Origin of the sequence: Inquilinus limosus MP06 (assembly GCF_000767795.1) — a bacterium.
In the GTDB taxonomy this organism is placed as follows: domain Bacteria; phylum Pseudomonadota; class Alphaproteobacteria; order DSM-16000; family Inquilinaceae; genus Inquilinus; species Inquilinus limosus_E.
The window spans coordinates 1-18,458 of the sequence record NZ_JANX01000056.1 but is presented as its reverse complement, the minus strand read 5'-3'; the positions used below and the strand labels follow the sequence as shown (position 1 = coordinate 18,458).

22 protein-coding genes and 1 riboswitch are annotated in these 18,458 nt (G+C 69.8%); of the genes, 16 read left to right on the top strand and 6 right to left on the bottom strand.

Annotated features, from left to right (window positions below; all coding sequences use genetic code 11):
- Both P409_RS07220 and P409_RS07215 read left to right on the top strand, forming a co-directional pair.
- A partial coding sequence (locus tag P409_RS07220; protein ID WP_052120141.1) for a helix-turn-helix transcriptional regulator occupies positions 1 to 783 on the top strand: 783 nt, incomplete at its 5' end.
- Between the two features lie 30 nt (positions 784 to 813).
- Positions 814 to 1,374: a YbhB/YbcL family Raf kinase inhibitor-like protein gene (locus tag P409_RS07215; RefSeq protein WP_034833610.1), complete on the top strand. Its 561-nt coding sequence runs from the start codon at positions 814 to 816 to the stop codon at positions 1,372 to 1,374.
- Positions 1,375 to 1,392: 18 nt separating this feature from the next.
- On the opposite strand, the gene P409_RS07210 is transcribed toward P409_RS07215, so the two are convergent.
- Complete coding sequence (locus P409_RS07210; protein WP_034833607.1) at positions 1,393 to 1,893, bottom strand: 6,7-dimethyl-8-ribityllumazine synthase; 501 nt, start codon at positions 1,891 to 1,893, stop codon at positions 1,393 to 1,395.
- A gap of 73 nt (positions 1,894 to 1,966) precedes the next feature.
- Positions 1,967 to 2,128, bottom strand: a riboswitch (FMN riboswitch).
- A gap of 172 nt (positions 2,129 to 2,300) precedes the next feature.
- Here P409_RS07210 and P409_RS07205 point away from each other — a divergent pair.
- The 3 genes from P409_RS07205 (at position 2,301) to P409_RS07195 (ending at position 3,446) form a co-directional block, all read left to right on the top strand.
- Complete coding sequence (locus P409_RS07205; RefSeq protein ID WP_052120140.1) at positions 2,301 to 2,735, top strand: GFA family protein; 435 nt, start codon at positions 2,301 to 2,303, stop codon at positions 2,733 to 2,735.
- Between the two features lie 67 nt (positions 2,736 to 2,802).
- Positions 2,803 to 3,057 (top strand): type II toxin-antitoxin system VapB family antitoxin, encoded by a 255-nt coding sequence (locus P409_RS07200; RefSeq protein ID WP_034833604.1) that lies wholly within the window; start codon positions 2,803 to 2,805, stop codon positions 3,055 to 3,057.
- The gene (locus P409_RS07195; RefSeq protein ID WP_034833603.1) at positions 3,057 to 3,446 is read left to right on the top strand and encodes a type II toxin-antitoxin system VapC family toxin; all 390 of its coding nucleotides are present in this window, start codon (positions 3,057 to 3,059) and stop codon (positions 3,444 to 3,446) included. Before P409_RS07200 ends, P409_RS07195 begins: the two co-directional genes overlap by 1 nt.
- Here P409_RS07195 and P409_RS07190 read toward each other — a convergent pair.
- Together P409_RS07190 and tldD are read right to left on the bottom strand one after the other, a co-directional pair.
- Complete coding sequence (locus tag P409_RS07190; RefSeq protein ID WP_034833602.1) at positions 3,443 to 3,781, bottom strand: antibiotic biosynthesis monooxygenase family protein; 339 nt, start codon at positions 3,779 to 3,781, stop codon at positions 3,443 to 3,445. The two genes, P409_RS07195 and P409_RS07190, sit on opposite strands and share 4 nt — an antisense overlap.
- Positions 3,782 to 3,883: 102 nt before the next feature.
- Positions 3,884 to 5,317: a metalloprotease TldD gene (tldD, locus tag P409_RS07185; protein ID WP_034833601.1), complete on the bottom strand. Its 1,434-nt coding sequence runs from the start codon at positions 5,315 to 5,317 to the stop codon at positions 3,884 to 3,886.
- Positions 5,318 to 5,681: 364 nt separating this feature from the next.
- On the opposite strand from tldD, the gene coxB reads away from it, so the two are divergent.
- The 9 genes from coxB to P409_RS07145 all read left to right on the top strand — a co-directional run bounded on the left by coxB (position 5,682) and on the right by P409_RS07145 (position 13,501).
- Positions 5,682 to 6,515 (top strand): cytochrome c oxidase subunit II, encoded by an 834-nt coding sequence (gene coxB / locus P409_RS07180; RefSeq protein WP_238578614.1) that lies wholly within the window; start codon positions 5,682 to 5,684, stop codon positions 6,513 to 6,515.
- A 76-nt stretch (positions 6,516 to 6,591) separates the two neighbouring features.
- Positions 6,592 to 8,193: a cytochrome c oxidase subunit I gene (ctaD, locus tag P409_RS07175; RefSeq protein ID WP_034833598.1), complete on the top strand. Its 1,602-nt coding sequence runs from the start codon at positions 6,592 to 6,594 to the stop codon at positions 8,191 to 8,193.
- 75 nt (positions 8,194 to 8,268) lie between these two features.
- Positions 8,269 to 9,201, top strand: coding sequence for a heme o synthase (locus P409_RS07170; protein WP_034833621.1), 933 nt, complete (start codon positions 8,269 to 8,271; stop codon positions 9,199 to 9,201).
- Between the two features lies 1 nt (position 9,202).
- Positions 9,203 to 9,367 (top strand): hypothetical protein, encoded by a 165-nt coding sequence (locus P409_RS39950; protein WP_162531596.1) that lies wholly within the window; start codon positions 9,203 to 9,205, stop codon positions 9,365 to 9,367.
- The gene (locus tag P409_RS07165; RefSeq protein ID WP_034833594.1) at positions 9,368 to 9,967 is read left to right on the top strand and encodes a cytochrome c oxidase assembly protein; all 600 of its coding nucleotides are present in this window, start codon (positions 9,368 to 9,370) and stop codon (positions 9,965 to 9,967) included.
- Between the two features lie 68 nt (positions 9,968 to 10,035).
- The gene (locus tag P409_RS07160) at positions 10,036 to 10,917 is read left to right on the top strand and encodes a cytochrome c oxidase subunit 3 (RefSeq protein WP_052120139.1); all 882 of its coding nucleotides are present in this window, start codon (positions 10,036 to 10,038) and stop codon (positions 10,915 to 10,917) included.
- A gap of 5 nt (positions 10,918 to 10,922) precedes the next feature.
- Positions 10,923 to 11,276 (top strand): DUF983 domain-containing protein, encoded by a 354-nt coding sequence (locus tag P409_RS07155; protein ID WP_034833591.1) that lies wholly within the window; start codon positions 10,923 to 10,925, stop codon positions 11,274 to 11,276.
- A gap of 9 nt (positions 11,277 to 11,285) precedes the next feature.
- Complete coding sequence (locus tag P409_RS07150) at positions 11,286 to 12,014, top strand: SURF1 family protein (RefSeq protein WP_034833589.1); 729 nt, start codon at positions 11,286 to 11,288, stop codon at positions 12,012 to 12,014.
- Complete coding sequence (locus tag P409_RS07145) at positions 12,011 to 13,501, top strand: carboxypeptidase M32 (protein WP_034833588.1); 1,491 nt, start codon at positions 12,011 to 12,013, stop codon at positions 13,499 to 13,501. Before P409_RS07150 ends, P409_RS07145 begins: the two co-directional genes overlap by 4 nt.
- Here P409_RS07145 and P409_RS07140 read toward each other — a convergent pair.
- Entirely contained in the window at positions 13,486 to 14,163 is a 678-nt protein-coding gene (locus P409_RS07140) for an AraC family transcriptional regulator (RefSeq protein ID WP_052120138.1), read from the bottom strand. The two genes, P409_RS07145 and P409_RS07140, sit on opposite strands and share 16 nt — an antisense overlap.
- A gap of 90 nt (positions 14,164 to 14,253) precedes the next feature.
- Between P409_RS07140 and P409_RS07135 the strand changes: the two genes are divergently transcribed.
- Positions 14,254 to 15,495 carry an MFS transporter gene (locus P409_RS07135; protein WP_081991338.1) on the top strand — a complete coding sequence of 414 codons (1,242 nt, stop codon included), beginning with the start codon at positions 14,254 to 14,256 and terminating at the stop codon, positions 15,493 to 15,495.
- 134 nt (positions 15,496 to 15,629) lie between these two features.
- On the top strand, positions 15,630 to 17,081 hold the full coding sequence (locus P409_RS07130; RefSeq protein WP_034833586.1) for a DHA2 family efflux MFS transporter permease subunit: 1,452 nt from the start codon (positions 15,630 to 15,632) through the stop codon (positions 17,079 to 17,081).
- A gap of 3 nt (positions 17,082 to 17,084) precedes the next feature.
- On the opposite strand, the gene P409_RS07125 is transcribed toward P409_RS07130, so the two are convergent.
- Positions 17,085 to 17,810, bottom strand: a complete 726-nt coding sequence (locus tag P409_RS07125; RefSeq protein ID WP_052120137.1) for a J domain-containing protein — start codon at positions 17,808 to 17,810, stop codon at positions 17,085 to 17,087.
- 8 nt (positions 17,811 to 17,818) lie between these two features.
- The coding region (locus P409_RS38755) for a hypothetical protein (protein ID WP_034833584.1) at positions 17,819 to 18,458 on the bottom strand (640 nt) is incomplete at its 5' end.

Genomic DNA, 18,458 nt, shown 5'->3' with positions numbered 1-18,458 from the left:
GAACCGGCCTGGTCCTGGTCGCCAGCGGCGGCAACGGAGTTCCATCTCGACGGCCGCGTGATCGCCGCCCGCGCCGGGGATGCGATCGCCCTGTCGCCGGCCGAGGCGGTCGATGTCGTCAACATTCCGCCGGAGGGCGGGCTGTACCGGTCGGTGCTGATCAGCTTCGCGCCGTCGCTGCTGCGTGCCTTCCGCCTGTCCTTCCCGCATCTGACCGAAAGCGGAAGGCCGCCGCGGCCCTTCGCCCTGCTCCGCTCCGACCGGCTGGCCGAGGCGGCGGACCATGCGCTGTCGGCCTTCGCCGCCGGGCCGAAGCTGTCGGTCGAGGCCACTCGCCACCGGATGACCGAGCTCCTGATCCTGCTGGCCGAGCACGGCATCGCTTGGCGGCCGGAGGCGGAGGAGCGCGTGGCCGAACGGCTGCGGCTGCTGATCGCGGCGCAGCCGGCCGCGCCCTGGTCCGCCGCCGATGCCGCCAAGCGCCTGGGGCTGAGCGAGCCGACGCTGCGCCGTCGGCTGCGGGCCGAGGGCACCGGCTTCACCAGGGTGCTGAGCGACACCCGGATGGACCATGCGCTGACGCTGCTCTATGGCGGTGCCGGCCCGATCGCCCAGGTGGCGCAGGCCTGCGGCTACCGCTCGCCCTCCCGCTTCGCCGGGCTGTTCCGGGCGCGGTTCGGGCTGATCCCCTCCGCCACCCGCCCGGTGTCCGGATCGACGATTGACCGGATCGGGACGGCCTCCGATCGGAACGGGACGATGCCGGGGACGGCGGTGCCCTAGCGTCTCCTCACCGATTCCGAGGAGATTTCCATGCGTCCGTTTTCCGCCGCCGCCGGCCTGGCGCTGGCCGCGATCCTGTCGGCCAGCCCCGGCCATGCCGCCCAGTTCCGCCTGACCAGCCCCGACCTGACGCCGGGCGGCACGATTGCCGACCGCTTCGTCTTCAACGGCTTCGGCTGCACCGGCGGCAACGTCTCGCCGGCCCTGGCCTGGTCCGGCGCGCCGGCCGGGACCAAGAGCTTCGTCGTCACCGCCTATGATCCGGACGCGCCGTCCGGCAGCGGCTGGTGGCATTGGGTGGTGGCCGACATCCCGGCCGGGGTCACGGCGCTGCCGCAGGGCGCCGGCGCGCCGTCGGGACAGGGGCTGCCGGCCGGGGCGGTGCAGGGCCGCACCGATTACGGCAGCTCGGCCTATGGCGGCCCGTGCCCGCCGCAGGGCGACAAGCCGCACCGCTACATCTTCACGGTGCATGCGCTGTCGGTCGACCGGCTGCCGGTCGACCCGCAGGCCTCGGCCGCCATGGTGGGCTTCGCCCTGCACGGCACCGAGATCGGCCGCGCCAGCCTCACCGCCCTCTACGGGAGATAAGGCCGGCGCGGGGCCGGATCAGGCCGCGGCGCGCAGGCCCTGGCCGCGCAGCCTGCCCACCGCGGCGATGGTCTTCAGCGCGGCCTCCGCCGCCTCCTTGCCCTTGACCAGGAAATGGTCGCGGAAGAAGGCGGCGTGGGCCTCGTGCTCGTGGAAGCGCTGCGGCGTCAGCACGGCGGACAGCACCGGCACCTCGGTGTCGAGCTGCACCCGCATCAGCGCGTCGATCACCGCGGTCGACACGAATTCATGCCGGTAGATGCCGCCATCGACGATGAAGCCGGTGGCGACGATGGCGTCGTAGCGGCCGGATTTGGCGAGAAGCTGGGCGTGCAGCGGGATCTCGAACACGCCCGGCACCTCGAACAGGTCGACCTCCGGCGCGGCGGCGCCGGCCTGGGCGATCTCGGCCAGGAAGGCGGTCTTGCACTGGTCGACGATGTCGCGGTGCCAGCAGGCCTGGATGAAGGCGATGCGCGGCGTATCGGTACGGGAGGAAGCAGACAGGGGCTGATTCATGGTCATCCTCATGCAACGGACCAGAATCAGGGCATACGGGACCGACCACCGGGACTCGTGCCCGGCCTGCCGTCCCCGTTCTCTTTCATCCGGACTGTGACCGTCGGCTTCGGAGTCCCACCGAATCTGCTGACCCTGCCGGTCGCCCGGCAGGCGCTCGCGGGCTCATGCGCTTCCCTGAGGGGATCGCGCCATCACCGCCGGTGGGGACTTTCACCCCGCCCTGAGAACGTCCGCCGCCCGGGGGATCCGGGCGGCTCCGTCGAATATCGGGAGGCCGCGACGGCTTGGCAAGGCCGGACGCGACACGACGGTGGCGCGGCTGCGACATCCTTGGACGGCTTCGGCACAATGATGCGGTCCCGGGGGCGGCACCCTGAGGGCCGGATCATCGAGGGAGGCGAGCGATGACGGACCGGACCGGCGGCTGCCTGTGCGGCGGGGTGCGCTATCGGGTGACGGGGCCGCTGCGGCAGGTGGTGGCGTGCCATTGCGGCCAGTGCCGCCGCACCTCCGGCCATTTCGCCGCCTTCACCGCCTGCGCCGCCGGCGACCTGGCGCTGGAGAGCGACCGCACGCTGCGCTGGTACCGCTCCTCCGCCGAAGCCCGGCGCGGCTTCTGCGGCGAATGCGGCGCCAGCCTGTTCTGGAAGCTGGAGGGCGGGAGCAACGTCAGCATCGCCGCCGGCACGCTGGACGGCGCCACCGGCCTGGCGATGGGCGGCCATCTCTACATCGCCGACAAGGGCGACTACTACGCCGTCGCCGACGGTACCCCGCAGTGGCAGGAGCATCCGGACTGGGACGATCCCGCCTATCCGCAGGTGCCGGGGTTGGGGTAGATCGCCGACCATGGCGCTGACAACCCTGCAGGTATATTCTACCTAGGAAGATACCCAGGAACCAACGATGGCACTCAGCATCAAAGACCCGGAGACCGAGACGCTGGCGCGCGAACTGGCCCGGCAGACCGGTGAGTCGATCACCGAGGCCACCCGCCGCGCCCTAGAGGACCGGCTGCGCCGAGTGGCCGGCGCCCGCAAGGCACCAATGCTGCTCGAGGATCTGGCCGCCATCCGCAAGCGAGTCGCCGCCCTGCCCGTCCTGGATCGCCGCAGCCCGGACGAGATCCTGGGCTACGGCGAGGACGGGTTGCCGCGCTGATGGTGATCGACACCTCGGCGATCCTTGCCATCCTGCTCGACGAGCCGGAGGCGGCTGATCTCGAACGCCGGATCGCGGCGGATCCGATCCGGCTGATCTCGGCCGCGACCGCGCTGGAGGCCGCGATCGTCATCGAAGCACGGCTGGGCGACGCGGGCGGCCGGGAATTCGACCTGTGGCTCCATCGGCTCAACGCGGAGACCGTGCCCGTCGACGGCGAGCAGGCCGACATGGCGCGGCGGGCGTGGCGTCGGTTCGGCAAGGGCCGACACCCGGCCGGGCTGATTTACGGCGACTGCTTCTCCTATGCCCTCGCCGCGACGAGGGGCGAGCCGCTCCTGTTCAAGGGCGACGATTTCAGCCGGACCGACCTAGCCTCCGCCCCCTAGAACGGCGAATCGGCCGGCGCCTGCTCGCGATGCTCGACCATATCGTAGTCGCGGATCACCGCGGCGATGCGCAGGCGGTAACCGGCGAAAATCCCGGCGCGGCCCGCGGCCTGGGCGGCGCGATGCTCGGCCCGGTTGCGCCAGGCGGTGACGGCCGTTTCGTCCTCCCAGAACGACAGCGACAGCAGCTTGTCCGGATTGGTCAGGCTGCGGAAGCGCTCGACCGAGATGAAACCGGGCATCCGCTCCAGCACCGGGCGCAGCCGCGCGGCGTGGTCGAGATACTCGTCGAACCGGCCCTCCGCCGGCTCGACCTCGAAGATCACGGCGATCATGCGCTTCTCCCTGGCTGCATCCTCCAGCTTAGCCGGCCCGGCATCACCTGGGCACGCCCGAGAGCTTCCACCGGGATCAAAGTATTCGAGGCCGGATTATGATCAGGCCCGGGTGCCGCCGACCGTGAGCCCGTCGATCCGCAGCGTCGGCTGGCCGACGCCGACCGGCACGCCCTGGCCTTCCTTGCCGCAGGTGCCGATGCCGGGGTCGAGCGCCATGTCGTCGCCGACCATCGACACCTTGGTCAACGCGTCGGGGCCGTTGCCGATCAGGGTCGCTCCCTTCACCGCCGGCCCGATCTTCCCATCCTCAATCAGATAGGCCTCGGAGGCCGAGAACACGAACTTGCCGTTGGTGATGTCGACCTGGCCGCCGGCGAAGTTGACGGCGTAGAGGCCGGTCTTCACCGAGGCCAGGATCTCCGCCGGCGACGTGTTGCCGCCGAGCATGATGGTGTTGGTCATCCGCGGCATCGGATGATGGGCGTAGCTCTGCCGCCTTCCGTTGCCGGTCGGCGCCATGCCCATCAGCCGGGCGTTCATCCGGTCCTGCATGTAGCCGACCAGGATGCCGTCCTCGATCAGCGTGGTGCTGCGGGTCGGCGTGCCCTCGTCGTCCACGGTCAGGCTGCCGCGCCGGTCCGGCAGCGTGCCGTCATCGATCACGGTGACGCCGGGCGCCGCGACGCGCTGGCCCATCAGGCCGGAGAAGGCGGAGGTCTTCTTGCGGTTGAAATCGCCCTCGAGGCCGTGGCCGATCGCCTCGTGCAGCAGGATGCCGGGCCAGCCGGGGCCGAGCACCACGGTCATCTCGCCGGCCGGCGCCTCGACCGCGTCCAGCCGCACCAGGGCCTGGCGCAGCGCCTCGTCCACCGCCCCCTGCCACTGCCCCGGCTCGAGATAGAGATCATAGCCGGTGCGGCCGCCGGCGCCGTGGCTGCCGCTCTCCATCCGGTCGCCGTCGCCGACCACGACCGAGACGTTGACCCGCACCAGCGGCCGGATGTCGGCGGCGTGGCGGCCGTCGGCGCGGATGATCCGCACCGCCTGCCAGTTGCCGCTGATCGAAGCGCTGACCTGGCGCACTCGCGGATCCTTCGCCCGGGCATAGGCGTCGATCTCGGCCAGGACCCTGACCTTGGTCTCGAACGGCACCGCCGAGAGCGGGTTGGCATCGGTATAGAGCTGCCGGTTGGTGCCCTGCGGCGGCTCGGCCAGGCTGCCGCCATGGCCGGCGCGGACCGCGCGCACCGTGTCCGCCGCCCGCTTGACCGCGTCCTCGCTCAGGGTCGAGGCGTGGCTGTAGCCGGTGGTCTCCCCCGCCACCGCGCGCAGGCCGAATCCCTGGCTGGTGTCGAAGCTGGCGCTCTTCAGCTTGCCGTCGTCCCAGCTCAGCCCCTCGGACTGGACGTATTCCAGGAACAGCTCGCCGTCATCCGCCCCCTGCAAGGCGTCGCCGACCAGCCGCTCGAGCCGGGCGCGGTCGAGCCCGGCCTGGGTGAAGAACAGGTCGTCGGTCTGGTCGATGGCGCTCATGGCTGGGATCCGGTCAGCGGGTCTGGATTCCAGAGATAGTGCCGTCCGCCGGCCGGGGCCAGCCCCTGATCGACCGTGCCGCCGAATCGGCGTCTCAAGGGGATGCGACCATTTGCGTGACAGCCATGGCGCACGGCCTGTTGTTGCCCCGCGGAACGCCCTGTATTTTCGCCCTGGCCAGGATTGGCCCGGCTTCGTGCGGCCGCCGATGTCGTGGGGGCTTCAACCCTCGCGTTTCCATCGCTATAAGGCCGGACGGAGTCCATTGGCGGCGGCAGCCGGCATGGGCCAGGGTGGGAACGACAACGATAACGAAAGAGCGCACGGCATGCGATCGGGCAGACTGCGTGAATTGGCGGCAGGCGTGTCGGTCCTGCTTCTCCTCGGCACAGGCGCGGCCTTCGCCGACGGACCGCCGCACAACTGGCAGCTCGGCTTCCAGGACTCAGCGTCCCCGGTCAAGGAGCAGATGCAGAGCTTCCATAATCTGCTCCTGGTCATCATCGTGGCGCTCACGGTGTTCGTGCTCGGCCTGCTGGTCTATGTGATGTGGCGCTTCAGCGCCCGGCGCAATCCGGTGCCGTCCAAGACCGCGCACAACACCCTGATCGAGGTGATCTGGACGGTCGCGCCGGTCCTGATCCTGCTGGTCATCGTGGTGCCGTCCTTCCGGCTGCTCTATGCCGGCGACCGCACGCCGAATCCGGAGATGACCCTGATCGCCCACGGTTACCAGTGGTACTGGGGCTATGAGTATCCGGACCAGAAGGTCGCCGAGTTCACCAGCTATATCGTCAAGGACGAGGACCTGAAGCCGGACCAGGTGCGGATGCTGTCGGTCGACAACCCGGTGGTGCTGCCGGTCGACACCGACATCCAGATCCTGACCACCGCCGGCGACGTCATCCACTCCTGGGCGGTGCCCGCCTTCGGCCTGAAGAAGGACGCGATTCCGGGCCGGACCAACGAGACCTGGGTCCGCATCGACAAGCCGGGCATCTATTACGGCCAGTGCTCGCAGCTCTGCGGCACCGACCACGCCTACATGCCGATCGAGGTGCACGCGGTCAGCCGCGCGGACTTCGACAAGTGGGTCATCGAGAAGGTCGGGCCGAACCCGGCCGAGAAGCCGAAGCTTCTGACCATGACCTGGGACGAGGCGCAGGCGCGCACCAAGCTGGCCCAGGCCGGCCAGTGACCCCCACCGGGAGTTGATCCCATTCGGGGCCCGCGGTCCCGACAGGCAAGCCCCGGACGGGCAAGAGGTTGACACGATGGCTCACGCCGAAGCGCACGCACACGGTCACGACGACCACCACCACGACCACAAGCCGGGCTTCTTCAAGCGCTGGCTGTTCTCGACCAACCACAAAGACATCGGCACGCTGTACCTGGTCTTCGCGATCTGCGCCGGCCTGATCGGCGGCGTGTTCTCGCTGATCATGCGGCTCGAGCTGCAGAACCCCGGGCTGCAGTTCCTGTCGGGCGGGCAGGAGTGGAACGTGATCGTGACGGCCCATGGCCTGATCATGATCTTCTTCACGGTCATGCCCGCTATGATCGGCGGCTTCGGCAACTGGTTCGTGCCGATCATGATCGGCGCGCCGGACATGGCGTTTCCGCGGCTGAACAACATCTCGTTCTGGCTGCTGGTGCCGTCCTTCGCGCTGCTGATCGGCTCGGCCTTCGTCGGCCAGGGCGCCGGCACCGGCTGGACGATCTACCCGCCGCTGTCCGAGGCCGGGCAGCCCGGGCCTTCGGTCGACATGGCGATCTTCGCGCTGCACCTGGCGGGCGCATCGTCGATCCTCGGCGCGGTGAACTTCATCACCACGATCTTCAACATGCGTGCCCCGGGCATGACGCTGCACAAGATGCCGCTGTTCGTCTGGGCCATGCTGGTCACCGCCTTCCTGCTGCTGCTGGCCGTGCCGGTGCTGGGCGGCGCCATCACCATGCTGCTGACCGACCGCAACTTCGGCACCAGCTTCTTCAAGCCCGAGGGCGGCGGCGACCCGCTGCTGTTCCAGCACCTGTTCTGGTTCTTCGGGCATCCCGAGGTGTACATCATGATCCTGCCGGGCTTCGGCATGATCAGCCACATCGTGTCGACCTTCTCGAAGAAGCCGGTGTTCGGCTATCTCGGCATGGCCTACGCCATGGTCGCGATCGGCGTCGTCGGCTTCGTCGTGTGGGCGCACCACATGTTCACCACCGGCATCGACGTCGACACCCGCGCCTACTTCACCGCCGCCACGCTGATCATCGCGGTGCCGACCGGCATCAAGATCTTCTCCTGGATCGCGACGATGTGGGGCGGATCGATCGAATTCAAGACGCCGATGCTGTGGGCGATCGGCTTCATCTTCCTGTTCACCATCGGCGGCGTCACCGGCGTCGTGCTGGCCAATGCCGGCATCGACACCGCCCTGCACGACACCTACTACGTCATCGCCCACTTCCACTACGTGCTGTCGCTGGGCGCGGTGTTCTCGATCTTCGGCGGCTTCTACTACTGGATCGGCAAGATGTCCGGCCGGCAGTACCCGGAGACCTGGGGCAAGATCCACTTCTGGATGACGTTCATCGGCGTCAACCTGACCTTCTTCCCGCAGCACTTCCTGGGCTTGGCCGGCATGCCGCGGCGCCAGCCGGACTATCCGGATGCGTTCCACGGCTGGAACATGGTGTCGTCCTTCGGCGCCTACATCTCGGTCGCGGCCGCCTTCCTGTTCGTCGGCATCGCCTTCTACACGATCAGGTTCGGCCGCAAGGTGGAGGCCAATTACTGGGGCGAAGGCGCCACCACGCTGGAGTGGACGCTGCCGTCGCCGCCGCCCTTCCACCAGTTCGAGAACCTGCCCCGGGTCCGGTGATCCGAGGCCGGGATTGAGGAGAATGGGCCGGGCCGCGCGGATCACCCGTGCGGCCCGGTCCGCTTGAGGTTTATGATGGTTGACGTGACCCTGGACCGGACAGCCCGAACCGCCTCGGCCGAGGCCGAGGGCGGCGCCACCTGGCAGGACTATCTCGCGCTCTTGAAGCCGCGGGTGATGACGCTCGTCGTCTTCACCGGCATTGCCGGGCTGATCGCGGCGCCGGGCCATCTGCATCCGGTCCTGGCCGCCACCGCCGTGCTGTGCATCGCCGTCGGCGCCGGCGCGGCCGGGGCCATCAACATGTGGTACGACCGCGACATCGACGCGGTGATGAGCCGGACCTGTGGCCGCCCGATCGTGCGCGGCCGCATCGCGCCGTCCGAGGCGCTGGCCTTCGGCGTGTTCCTGTCTGTCGCCGCCGTGCTGGTGATGGGGCTGGCGGTCAACTGGGTGGCAGCCGCCGTGCTGGCCGCGGCCTCAGCCTTCTACGTCTTCGTCTACACCATGTGGCTGAAGCGGCGGACGCCGCAGAACATCGTGATCGGCGGCGCCGCCGGGTCGTTCCCGCCGATGATCGGCTGGGCCGCCGTGACCGGCGACGTGACCCTGGCCCCGATCGTGCTGTTCGCCCTGATCTTCATGTGGACCCCGCCACATTTCTGGGCGCTGGCGCTGTTCCGCAGCGGCGAATACGCCAAGGCCGGCGTGCCGATGCTGCCGGTGGTGTCCGGCGCGCGCGAGACCAAGCGCCAGATGCTGGCCTATACCCTGGCCCTGTTCCCGCTCGGCCTTGCGCCCTGGCTGCTGGGCATCGCCGGGCTGACCTACGCCATCGGCGCCGGCCTGCTGGGCGCGCTGTTCATCCTCTGCGCCGTCCGGGTGCTGCGCGAGGACGACGCGGCCACCAACCACCGCGCCGCCAAGCAGATGTTCGGCTATTCGATCTTCTACCTGTTCGCGATCTTCGGCCTGCTGATCGTCGACCACACCGCGGTGCATTTCTGAGATGGCCGCGCGTTCGACCGCCAAGCCGACCGTCCGGCCGGCCCCGCCGCAGGCGCCCGACGCGCGCAGCCGCCTGCGCGGCCGCAATGTGGCGCTGGCGCTGGGCCTGATCGCCTGGGTCGTGCTGATCTTCGTGATCACCATCGTCAAGATGAAGGGGGGTTAGATGGCCGAACTGGATCCCAAGGTCCGGCGCCGCAACCGCCTATTCATGACCACGCTGTGCGGCGTCGCCTTCTCGATGGGCGTGCTGGCCTTCGCCTCCTCGCCGCTGTACCGGCTGTTCTGCCAGGTCACCGGCTATGGCGGCACCACCCAGGTCGCCGATTCGGTCTCCGACAAGGTGCTGGACCGCACGGTACGGGTGCGCTTCGTCGCCAACACCGATGCCGAACTGCCCTGGACCTTCAAGGCCGAGCAGACCGAGGTCGAGGTCAAGCTGGGCGAGCCGGCGCTGATCTACTTCCAGGCCACCAGCACGGCCAAGGAGCCGACCGCCGGCCAGGCGGTCTACAACGTGACGCCGGACAAGGTCGGGCTCTACTTCTCCAAGGTGCAGTGCTTCTGCTTCACCGAGCAGATCATCCAGCCGGGCGAGACGGTGGAGTTTCCGGTCTATTTCTATGTCGACGCGGCGATGGACGCGCAGCCGAATCTGAGCGACGTGCGCACCATCACCCTGTCCTACACCTTCTACAGCCAGCGCTCGAAGGCGCTGGAGAATGCGGTGGCCGCCTATTATCGTGCGGCCAAGAACGACGGCTGACGGCCTGCCGGCAGCGATAGGGCGGAAACCAAGCGGATATCGGACGAGAGACCGAGAGGGGCACGAGGATGAGCACAACCGACGTCCATGCCGACAGGCACGAGACGAGCTACGAACTGAACGCGGTTCCGCATCCCTATCATCTGGTCGACCCCAGCCCGTGGCCGCTGCTCGGCTCGCTGGCGGCGGGCGTCATGGCGATCGGCGGCGTCCTGTTCATGCATGACGAGGGGCCGGCGCTGCTGATCATCGGCTTCCTGGGCGTGCTGGCCGTGATGTTCGGCTGGTGGCGCGACGTGATCAAGGAAGCCACCTTCCGCAAGCTGCACACCCCGGTGGTGAAGCTGGGCCTGCGCTACGGCATGATGCTGTTCATCGCGTCGGAGGTGATGTTCTTCGTCGCGTTCTTCTGGGCCTATTTCGACTCCAGCCTGTTCGTCAACGAGGCGGCGCAGTATGCCCGCGTCGAGGCGACCGGCGGCATCTGGCCGCCCAAGGGCATCACTCCGGTCGACGCCTTCCACTTCCCGCTGCTGATGACCCTGGTGCTGCTGCTGTCGGGCTGCACCGTGACCTGGGCGCATCACGAGATCGTCGAAGGCAACATGAAGCAAGCGGCGAAGGCACTGGGCATCACCGTGCTGCTCGGCGCGATCTTCACCTGCATCCAGGTCTGGGAATACACCCACTCCGAATTCGGCTTCCGCGACGGCGTCTTCGCCTCGACCTTCTACATGGCCACCGGCTTCCACGGCTTCCACGTGCTGGTCGGCACCATCTTCCTGGCGGTGTGCTGGTTCCGGACGGCGCGCGGCGACTTCACCAAGGACAGCCATTTCGGCTTCGAGGCGGCGGCCTGGTACTGGCACTTCGTCGACGCGGTCTGGCTGTTCCTGTTCGTCGCCATCTACTGGTGGGGCGGCCACGGCGCCGCCGTCGCGGCCCACTAGACTCCGTGCCCGAGGGTTCGGTCTCTCCCCTGGCCGCGGCGCTGGGCTGCAAATGCCCGCGCTGCGGCCGGGGCGCCCTGTTCAAGGGCTTCCTGACCGTCGCCGACCGGTGTTCGGTCTGCGATCTCGACCTCTCGGAGGTCGATTCGGGCGACGGCCCGGCCGTCTTCCTGATCTTCATCCTCGGCTTCACCGTGGTGCCGCTGACGCTCTGGCTCGGCTTCGCCTTCGACCTGCCGGACTGGGCGCCGATCACGATCGGCGCCGCCCTCCTCATCCTCCTCACCGCCCTTCTGATCCGCCCCGCCAAGGCCTATGTCGTGGCGCTGCAATACCGGCACCGCCGCACGGGCGGCTGAGAGGCCGTCATGGCATCCCGTTTCCGGCCGGAGTTCTGGCCGACCGTCTTCCTGATCCCCGCCCTCGCCCTGATGCTCGGCCTCGGCGTCTGGCAGCTCGAGCGCCTGGCCTGGAAGACCGACCTGATCGACCGAATCGAACGCGGCCTGGCCGCCCCGCCGGCGCCGCTGCCGGCCGCGATCGACGATCCCGGCTTCGACTACCGCCACGTCACCGTCACCGGCCGCTTCGACGCATCCCATGCCTTCCCGCTGCTGGCCCGCGTGCATGACGGCGCCGCCGGCATCCAGGTGGTCACGCCGCTGATCCGCGACGATGGCGGCCCGGCCGTCATGGTCAACCGCGGCTGGGTGCCGCTCGGCCCCGAGGGCAAGCCCGCCGCCTACGACCCGCCGCCGGAAGGCACGGTGACGGTCGAGGGCGTGGCCCGCCGCCCCCTGCCCCAGGGCTGGATGCAGCCCGACAACAGCCCGGCGACCAATGAGTGGTTCTGGGTCGACCTGCAGGCCATGGCCGGCGCTGCCGGGCTGGACCGGGCGGCGCCGGTGGTGGTCGAGCAGGCGGCCGGCCCGGACGCCACGCGCTACCCCCTCGGCGGCCAGACCAAGGTCGATCTGCCGAACGACCACCTGCAATATGCGATCACCTGGTTCGGCTTCGCCGCCATCCTGGTCGCGATCTACCTGCTGCATCACCTGCGGCGCGGCCGTGCCGCCCGGAAAGGACCCGAGTCATGACCGCCTATGCCGAGATCGCCGCCCATTTCGGCCGCATCGCCGCGTTGTCCAACGCCATCGGGATCCTCGACTGGGACAATGCCACGATGATGCCGAAGGGCGCCGCCGAGACCCGGGCCGAGAGCCTGGCCCTGCTGCAGGTGCTGCGCCACGGCATGGTCACCGATCCGCGCCTGTCCGACTGGCTGCCGGAAGCCGAGGCCGACAACAGCCTGGGCGAGTGGGAGCGCGCCAACCTCCGCGAGATCCGGCGGCTGTGGACGGTGCAGACCGTGGTGCCGGCCGACCTGGTCGAGGCATCGAGCAAGGCGGTGTCGGCCTGCGAGATGGCGTGGCGCCAAGCCCGTGCCGATTCGGATTTCGCCGCGCTGCTGCCCAAGCTGCAGGAGGTGCTGCGGCTGCAGCGCGAGATCGGCCGCGCCAAGGGCGAGGCGCTGGGCCTGTCGGCCTATGACGCCTTGCTGAACGACTACGAGCCCGGCGGAAGGTCGGAGAAGATCGACGCGCTGTTCGACGATCTGGCCGGCTTCCTGCCCGGCTTCACCGAGGAGGTTCTGGCGATCCAGTCGCGCCGGCCGGCCACGCCGCGGCCGCAGGGGCCGTTCCCGGTCGAGTCGCAGCGGGCGCTGGGCATCGCCATGATGGGCGTGCTGGGCTACGATTTCGAGCGCGGGCGCCTCGACGTCTCCACCCATCCGTTCTGCGGCGGCGCCGACAACGATGTCCGCATCACCACCCGCTATGACGAGGCCGACTTCACCCGTGCCCTGATGGGCGTGCTGCACGAGACCGGCCACGCCCTCTACGAGCAGGGGCGGCCGCAAGCCTGGATGAACCAGCCGGTGGGCCAGGCCCGCGGCATGAGCCTGCATGAGAGCCAGTCGCTGCTGATGGAGATGCAGGCCTGCCGCAGCCGCGAATTCATCACCTTCGCGGCGCCGCGGATGCGCGATGCCTTCGGCGGCAGCGGCCCGGCCTGGGAGGCCGAGGCGCTGTGGCGGCACTACACCAGGGTCGAGCGCGGCTTCATCCGGGTTGACGCCGACGAGGTGACCTACCCCGCCCATGTCATCCTGCGCTACCGGCTGGAGAAGGCGATGATCGCCGACGAGCTGCCGCTGGCCGATCTGCCGGCCGCCTGGAACGACGGCATGAAGGCGCTCCTGGGCGTGGTGCCGCCGGACGACCGGCTGGGCTGCCTGCAGGACATCCACTGGCCGAGCGGCGGCTGGGGCTATTTCCCGACCTACACGCTGGGCGCGATGACCGCGGCGCAGATCTTCGACGCCGCCAACCGGGCCGAGCCGGACATCCTGCCCGCGATCGGCCGTGGCGACTTCGCCCCGCTGGTCGGCTGGCTGCGCGCCAGCATCCACGGCCAGGCCTCGCGCTGGGAGACCGACGAGCTGCTGACCCGCGCCACCGGCCGGCCACTCGACGCCGGGGTGTTCAAGGCCCATCTGCGTCGGCGCTACGTGGAGGCCTGATCCGACGGCCGGTCCCCGCGGCCGGCCTTCCGCTCGAATCTGTGGAGGGCCCGTGCCCGGTTTCGCCAGGCGATGAGCGACAGCCCGGTCTCGGCACGGAAGTGCCTGGTCAGGCTGCGCCGGCTCATGCCGATGGCGTCGGCCCAGGCGTCGAGGCCGCGCCGGTCGCCGGGCGCGGCGATCAGCGCATTGCAGAGCCTCGCCAATCGCCGGTCCGACGGCATCGGCAGGGCGAGGGCCGCGTCGGGCGCGCGGCCGATCTCGTCGACGATGAGCGCCGCCAGATGCCCGCCGCGCCCGTGCTCAGCATACAGTAGCGGCTCGGTCGCCAGCGCATCGATCGCCGCGAGCAGCAGGCGGGAAGTGACCAACACCTTGCAGCCGCTCGCGTCCATGCAGGCGTCCGGCGCGATGTATGCGCTGGTCATCCGCACCGCGCCGCGCATGGCCACATCATGGTCGACCCCTGGCGGAAGCCATAGCGCGTGATTGGCCGGCACATACCAGGCGCCGGCTGCCGTGGTCGCGACCATCAGGCCGCTCACGGCCGCCAGAAGCTGGCCGCGCTCGTGGCTGTGCCAGCCGGTGGTTTCGCCGTCGGCATAGAATTGCGCATGGATGCTGACCATGCGCGGACTGGTCTCGAAGGCGTCAATCGACATGCGGATTGGCCCGATCCTGCCTCGATATGTCCCCAAAGCCGTTTTGGGCCAAGGCAAGGTAAGGCGTCAATGCCCCCGGGGATTTCCGCCATGCCGTCCGTCGCCCGCACCGTCCTCTTTATCAATATCGCGCATGCGACAACGCACTATCTCATGCTGGTCTATCCGACGGCAGTGCTGGCCGTCGCCGCAGAAAGCGGCATGGCCTATGATCGGCTGATCCCGCTTGCGACCGGCGGTCTCGTCGCTTATGGCCTGCTGTCGCTGCCCGCCGGCTGGCTGGCCGACCGGGTGGGATGCCGCCTCCTGCTCGTCACCCATTTCATCGGAGCCGGCGCCGCCGCGATCGGCGTCGGGGCCGCGGACGGCCCCACCGCGATCGCCGGATGGCTGCTCGTGCTCGGTGCCTTCTGCGCGATCTATCATCCCGTCGGTCTCTCGCTCCTGGTGTCGAGCTCGCGCCGGCTCGGCTTCGATCTCGGCCTCAACGGCGTCTGCGGCAATCTCGGCGCAGCCCTGGCCGCGGGCCTGACCGCCATGCTGGCGGCCGCCCTGGGCTGGCGCGCCGCTTTCCTCCTGCCCGGCGCCGCCTCGGTCCTCTGTGGCGTTCTCTATCTCGCGCTGACATCCGACAGCGCCGGCCGCGAGGCGGTCGAGCCAGGGGACGAGGCGGTCCAGCCGGTCGCACGGCCTGGCCTTGCGATCGCCTCGGTGGTCATGGCGACGATCGCCGGCGGCCTGACCTACATGATCCTGACCATCGCCCTGCCCAAAATCATCGGCGAGCGGGCAGGACCGGCGATCTCGCTGGAGGGAACGGGCGCGATCGCCACTGCGGTCCTCGTCTGCGGCGCTGTCGCGCAGATCGCCGTCGGTCGCCTGATCGACCGGCTGGCGCTGCCGACGTTGTTCATCCTGCTCGCCGCCGTACAGCTGGCCGGGCTGGTGCTCGCCGCCCTGTTCACCGGGCCGTTGCTGCTGATCGGCTTGGCGCTGGTCATGGCGGCGATCTATGGCGAGGTGGTGGTCGACGACGCACTGGTCGCCCGTTTCGTGCCTCCGTCCCTGCGTGGCAAGGCCTTTGGGCTCAGCTACGGGCTGGACTCGGTCCTGGCCGGGATCGCCGCTCCTCTCATCGGGGCGCTGCATGCCGAGGGCTTCGCCCGGCTGCTGGCCCTGACCGCAGTCTGCGGCGCCACGCTCTTCCTGTGCGCCCTCGGCTTCCGCCTGGCGATCGGAGGGAGCGGCCCTGCAGGCCGCACCGCCGGGGCGGCAGGAGACGGCGATCTCGCTTCCGTGCCGGGCGTCGACCGTAACCAGCAGCCGTCATAGCCGGCAGGGGGCCTGACGCCTGAAACTTGCATGTCTCCAATGCGGGTTTGGCGCGCAGGATTCGGACTCGTCAGACGAGTGTAGAATCGGATCCCGACCGCCCGAGGGGGCCGCGGCCGCCGCGGCCTTGAGACATGACGACCCGCCTTCCGCGCCAGAAGCTGATCCCGCTGATCATCGCCTGCGCGCTGTTCATGGAGAATCTCGATTCGACCGTGATCGGGACCTCGCTGCCGCAGATCGCCAAGTCCTTCGGCACCGATCCGCTGCATCTCAGCCTCGCCATCACCTCCTACCTGCTCAGCCTCGCCGTCTTCATCCCGGCCAGCGGCTGGGTGGCGGACCGGTTCGGCGCCAAGAACGTGTTCCGCGCCGCCATCGTCATCTTCACCTGCGGCTCGATCCTGTGCGGCCTGTCGAATTCGACGGTCGAGCTGGTCGGTGCGCGGATCATCCAGGGCATGGGCGGCGCCATGATGGTGCCGGTGGGCCGGCTGGTGCTGCTGCGCAGCGTATCGAAGGCCGAACTGGTGCGGGCCATGGCCTACCTGACCACCCCGGCGCTGCTGGGCCCCGTGCTGGGCCCGCCGCTGGGCGGCTTCATCACCACCTACAGCTCCTGGCGCCTGATCTTCTTCATCAACGTCCCGATCGGCATCATCGGCGTGATCCTGGTGACGCTGTTCATCGACGATCTGCGGGAGGAGGAGCGCACCCCGTTCGATGTTCGCGGCCTGCTGATGTCCGGCGTCGCCCTGGGCTGCATGGTGTTCGGCTTCGAGACGCTGGGCCGGTCGATCGTGCCGCTGCCGGTCACGGGCGCGCTGTTCGTCATCGGCCTCGGCTCGCTCTGGCTCTACATCCGGCACGCCCACCGGGTGCCGGCGCCGATCATCGACCTGACGCTGCTGCATGTCCGCACCTTCCGCATCTCGGTGGTCGGCGGCACCATCTTCCGGGTCGGCATCGGCGCCATCCCGTTCCTGCTGCCGCTGATGCTGCAGCTGGGCTTCGGCATGACGCCGTTCGAATCCGGCACCCTGACCTTCATCAGCGCCGCCGGCGCCCTGTGCATGAAGATGACGGCCACCCGGATCATCCGCCATTTCGGCTTCCGCCCGGTGCTGGTGTGGAACGCGGTGATCAGCGCCGCCTTCCTGATGAGCTATGCGCTGTTCCGGGCCGACACGCCGCACCTGCTGATCATGGGGCTGCTGCTGGCCGGCGGCTATTTCCGGTCGCTGCAGTTCACCAGCCTGAACACCCTGGCCTTCGCCGACATCCCGCCGCAGAAGATGAGCCGCGCCTCCAGCTTCTCCAGCACGGCGCAGCAGCTGTCGGCCAGCCTGGGCGTCGCCTCCGGCGCGGTGCTGCTGAACCTGACCCTGATGCTGCATGGCGGCGGCACGCTGCAGGCGTCGGACTTCTCCTGGGCCTTCTTCGCGGTCGGGCTGCTGTCGCTGTCCTCGGTGCTGATGTTCCTGCGCCTCGCCCCGGACGCCGGCGCCGAGGTCTCCGGCCACGCCGTCGCCCCGGTGCAGCCGGCGGAGCGGCCAGCCACCCCGCGCGTCGCGCCGGGGGAGTGAGCCTCAAGCCCCCAGCAGCCGGTCCCGCGCCGCGTTGAGCCGGGCCGCCATCTCCGCCGTGCCGCCATGATCCGGGTGGTGCCGCTTCATCATCCGGCGATGCGCCGCCTTCACCGCGGCGGGTGACGCCCCGGCGGCGAGGCCGAGCAGCGCATAGGCCTCGGCCTCCGACATCTCCGTCCGGCGCGGGCCCGCCGGGTCCTGCTTCGCCCAGTCCGGGCCGAAGCGGCGGTCGAGATAGGTCTCCAGCACCCGGGCCGAATCGGGGTCGTCGGCGCGGCATTCGAACAGCAGCCGCAGCAGCGCCGGCAGCGGTAGCGACGCCAGGCTGCGCCCCTCCGCCGGCCCCGGCCGCAGCACATAGCCATCCATCGCGCCGCTGGCGTGGTCGAGCTGCATGTCGAGGCTGCGCGTCCTCAGCCGCGAGGCGCCGCCGGGCGCCGGGCCGGCCGCGGTCTGGCGCGATCGGCGCCAGCGCAGGAACCAGGGCAGGCCCTGGATCAGCAGCGGCGACAGGCGCTGCAGCCAGAGAAAGGCGGCGCCGAGCACGGCGAGCAGGCCCGCCAGCCGCCCGGTCAGCAGCAGGAACAGGCCGAGCCCCGCCAGCAGCAGGATGCCGCCCCAGCGGGCGCTCCGGATCACCTGCTTCGGCTGGGTGTTGGCGAACCAGCCGGCGAGCAGCGGCAGGCCGAGGCCGAGCGCCAGGACCAGGATGAGGAACTGCAGCACGGTGGCGCCTAACCTCCCATCCGCCCGATCAGCGCCGTGACCGCGGCGCCGCGCCGGCGGCCGAGATCCTCCAGCGCCGGACGGCCGCCGGCGGCATAGACCGCGACGGCTGCCAGCAGGTCGCGCAGCTGGCCGGGGCTGGAAGCGTCGAAGGGGCAATAGGCGCCGCGGGTCAGCCGGGCGATTTCGCGGAAGGCGCGGGCGGCCACCGGGTCGGGGCCTTCATGGAACAGGAACACCGGCACGCCGCGCAGCGCCAGCCGCCCGGCCTGGGCGCAGACCCGGTCGATCGATTCCTCGAAGGCGTCGCCGACGAAGACCAGCGCGTCGACCTTGCCGCGCCCGGCCTCCGCCTCGGCATGGTTGAGCACCCGGCCCAGCTGGGTCTCGCCGGCCCGGCAGCGCACCTTGCTCATCAGCCGCGCCAGCTCCGCCCCGTTGGAGACCCAGGCCGTGGCCTTGCACTCGCCGAAGCCGCGGTAGAAGACCAGCTGCAGGTCCAGCCCGCCCAGCGCCGCGGTCTCGGTGAACATCTCGCCCTGCAGCCGGCAGGCGCGGTCCCAGGTGTCCTCGCGGCTCTGCGTCGCGTCGAGCGCGAAGATCAGCCGGCCGCGCCGCCCGCCCTCGCGCGGCACCGGCGTCGCCGCC

Excerpts from the sequence above, each read along its gene's own strand:
- P409_RS07215 (WP_034833610.1), top strand. The coding sequence starts at position 814 with ATGCGTCCGTTTTCCGCCGCCGCCGGCCTGGCGCTGGCCGCGATCCTG.
- P409_RS07210 (WP_034833607.1), bottom strand. The coding sequence starts at position 1,893 with ATGAATCAGCCCCTGTCTGCTTCCTCCCGTACCGATACGCCGCGCATC.
- P409_RS07205 (WP_052120140.1), top strand. The coding sequence starts at position 2,301 with ATGACGGACCGGACCGGCGGCTGCCTGTGCGGCGGGGTGCGCTATCGG.
- P409_RS07200 (WP_034833604.1), top strand. The coding sequence starts at position 2,803 with ATGGCACTCAGCATCAAAGACCCGGAGACCGAGACGCTGGCGCGCGAA.
- P409_RS07195 (WP_034833603.1), top strand. The coding sequence starts at position 3,057 with ATGGTGATCGACACCTCGGCGATCCTTGCCATCCTGCTCGACGAGCCG.
- P409_RS07190 (WP_034833602.1), bottom strand. The coding sequence starts at position 3,781 with ATGATCGCCGTGATCTTCGAGGTCGAGCCGGCGGAGGGCCGGTTCGAC.
- tldD (WP_034833601.1), bottom strand. The coding sequence starts at position 5,317 with ATGAGCGCCATCGACCAGACCGACGACCTGTTCTTCACCCAGGCCGGG.
- ctaD (WP_034833598.1), top strand. The coding sequence starts at position 6,592 with ATGGCTCACGCCGAAGCGCACGCACACGGTCACGACGACCACCACCAC.
- P409_RS07170 (WP_034833621.1), top strand. The coding sequence starts at position 8,269 with ATGGTTGACGTGACCCTGGACCGGACAGCCCGAACCGCCTCGGCCGAG.
- P409_RS39950 (WP_162531596.1), top strand. The coding sequence starts at position 9,203 with ATGGCCGCGCGTTCGACCGCCAAGCCGACCGTCCGGCCGGCCCCGCCG.
- P409_RS07165 (WP_034833594.1), top strand. The coding sequence starts at position 9,368 with ATGGCCGAACTGGATCCCAAGGTCCGGCGCCGCAACCGCCTATTCATG.
- P409_RS07160 (WP_052120139.1), top strand. The coding sequence starts at position 10,036 with ATGAGCACAACCGACGTCCATGCCGACAGGCACGAGACGAGCTACGAA.
- P409_RS07150 (WP_034833589.1), top strand. The coding sequence starts at position 11,286 with ATGGCATCCCGTTTCCGGCCGGAGTTCTGGCCGACCGTCTTCCTGATC.
- P409_RS07145 (WP_034833588.1), top strand. The coding sequence starts at position 12,011 with ATGACCGCCTATGCCGAGATCGCCGCCCATTTCGGCCGCATCGCCGCG.
- P409_RS07140 (WP_052120138.1), bottom strand. The coding sequence starts at position 14,163 with ATGTCGATTGACGCCTTCGAGACCAGTCCGCGCATGGTCAGCATCCAT.
- P409_RS07135 (WP_081991338.1), top strand. The coding sequence starts at position 14,254 with ATGCCGTCCGTCGCCCGCACCGTCCTCTTTATCAATATCGCGCATGCG.
- P409_RS07130 (WP_034833586.1), top strand. The coding sequence starts at position 15,630 with ATGACGACCCGCCTTCCGCGCCAGAAGCTGATCCCGCTGATCATCGCC.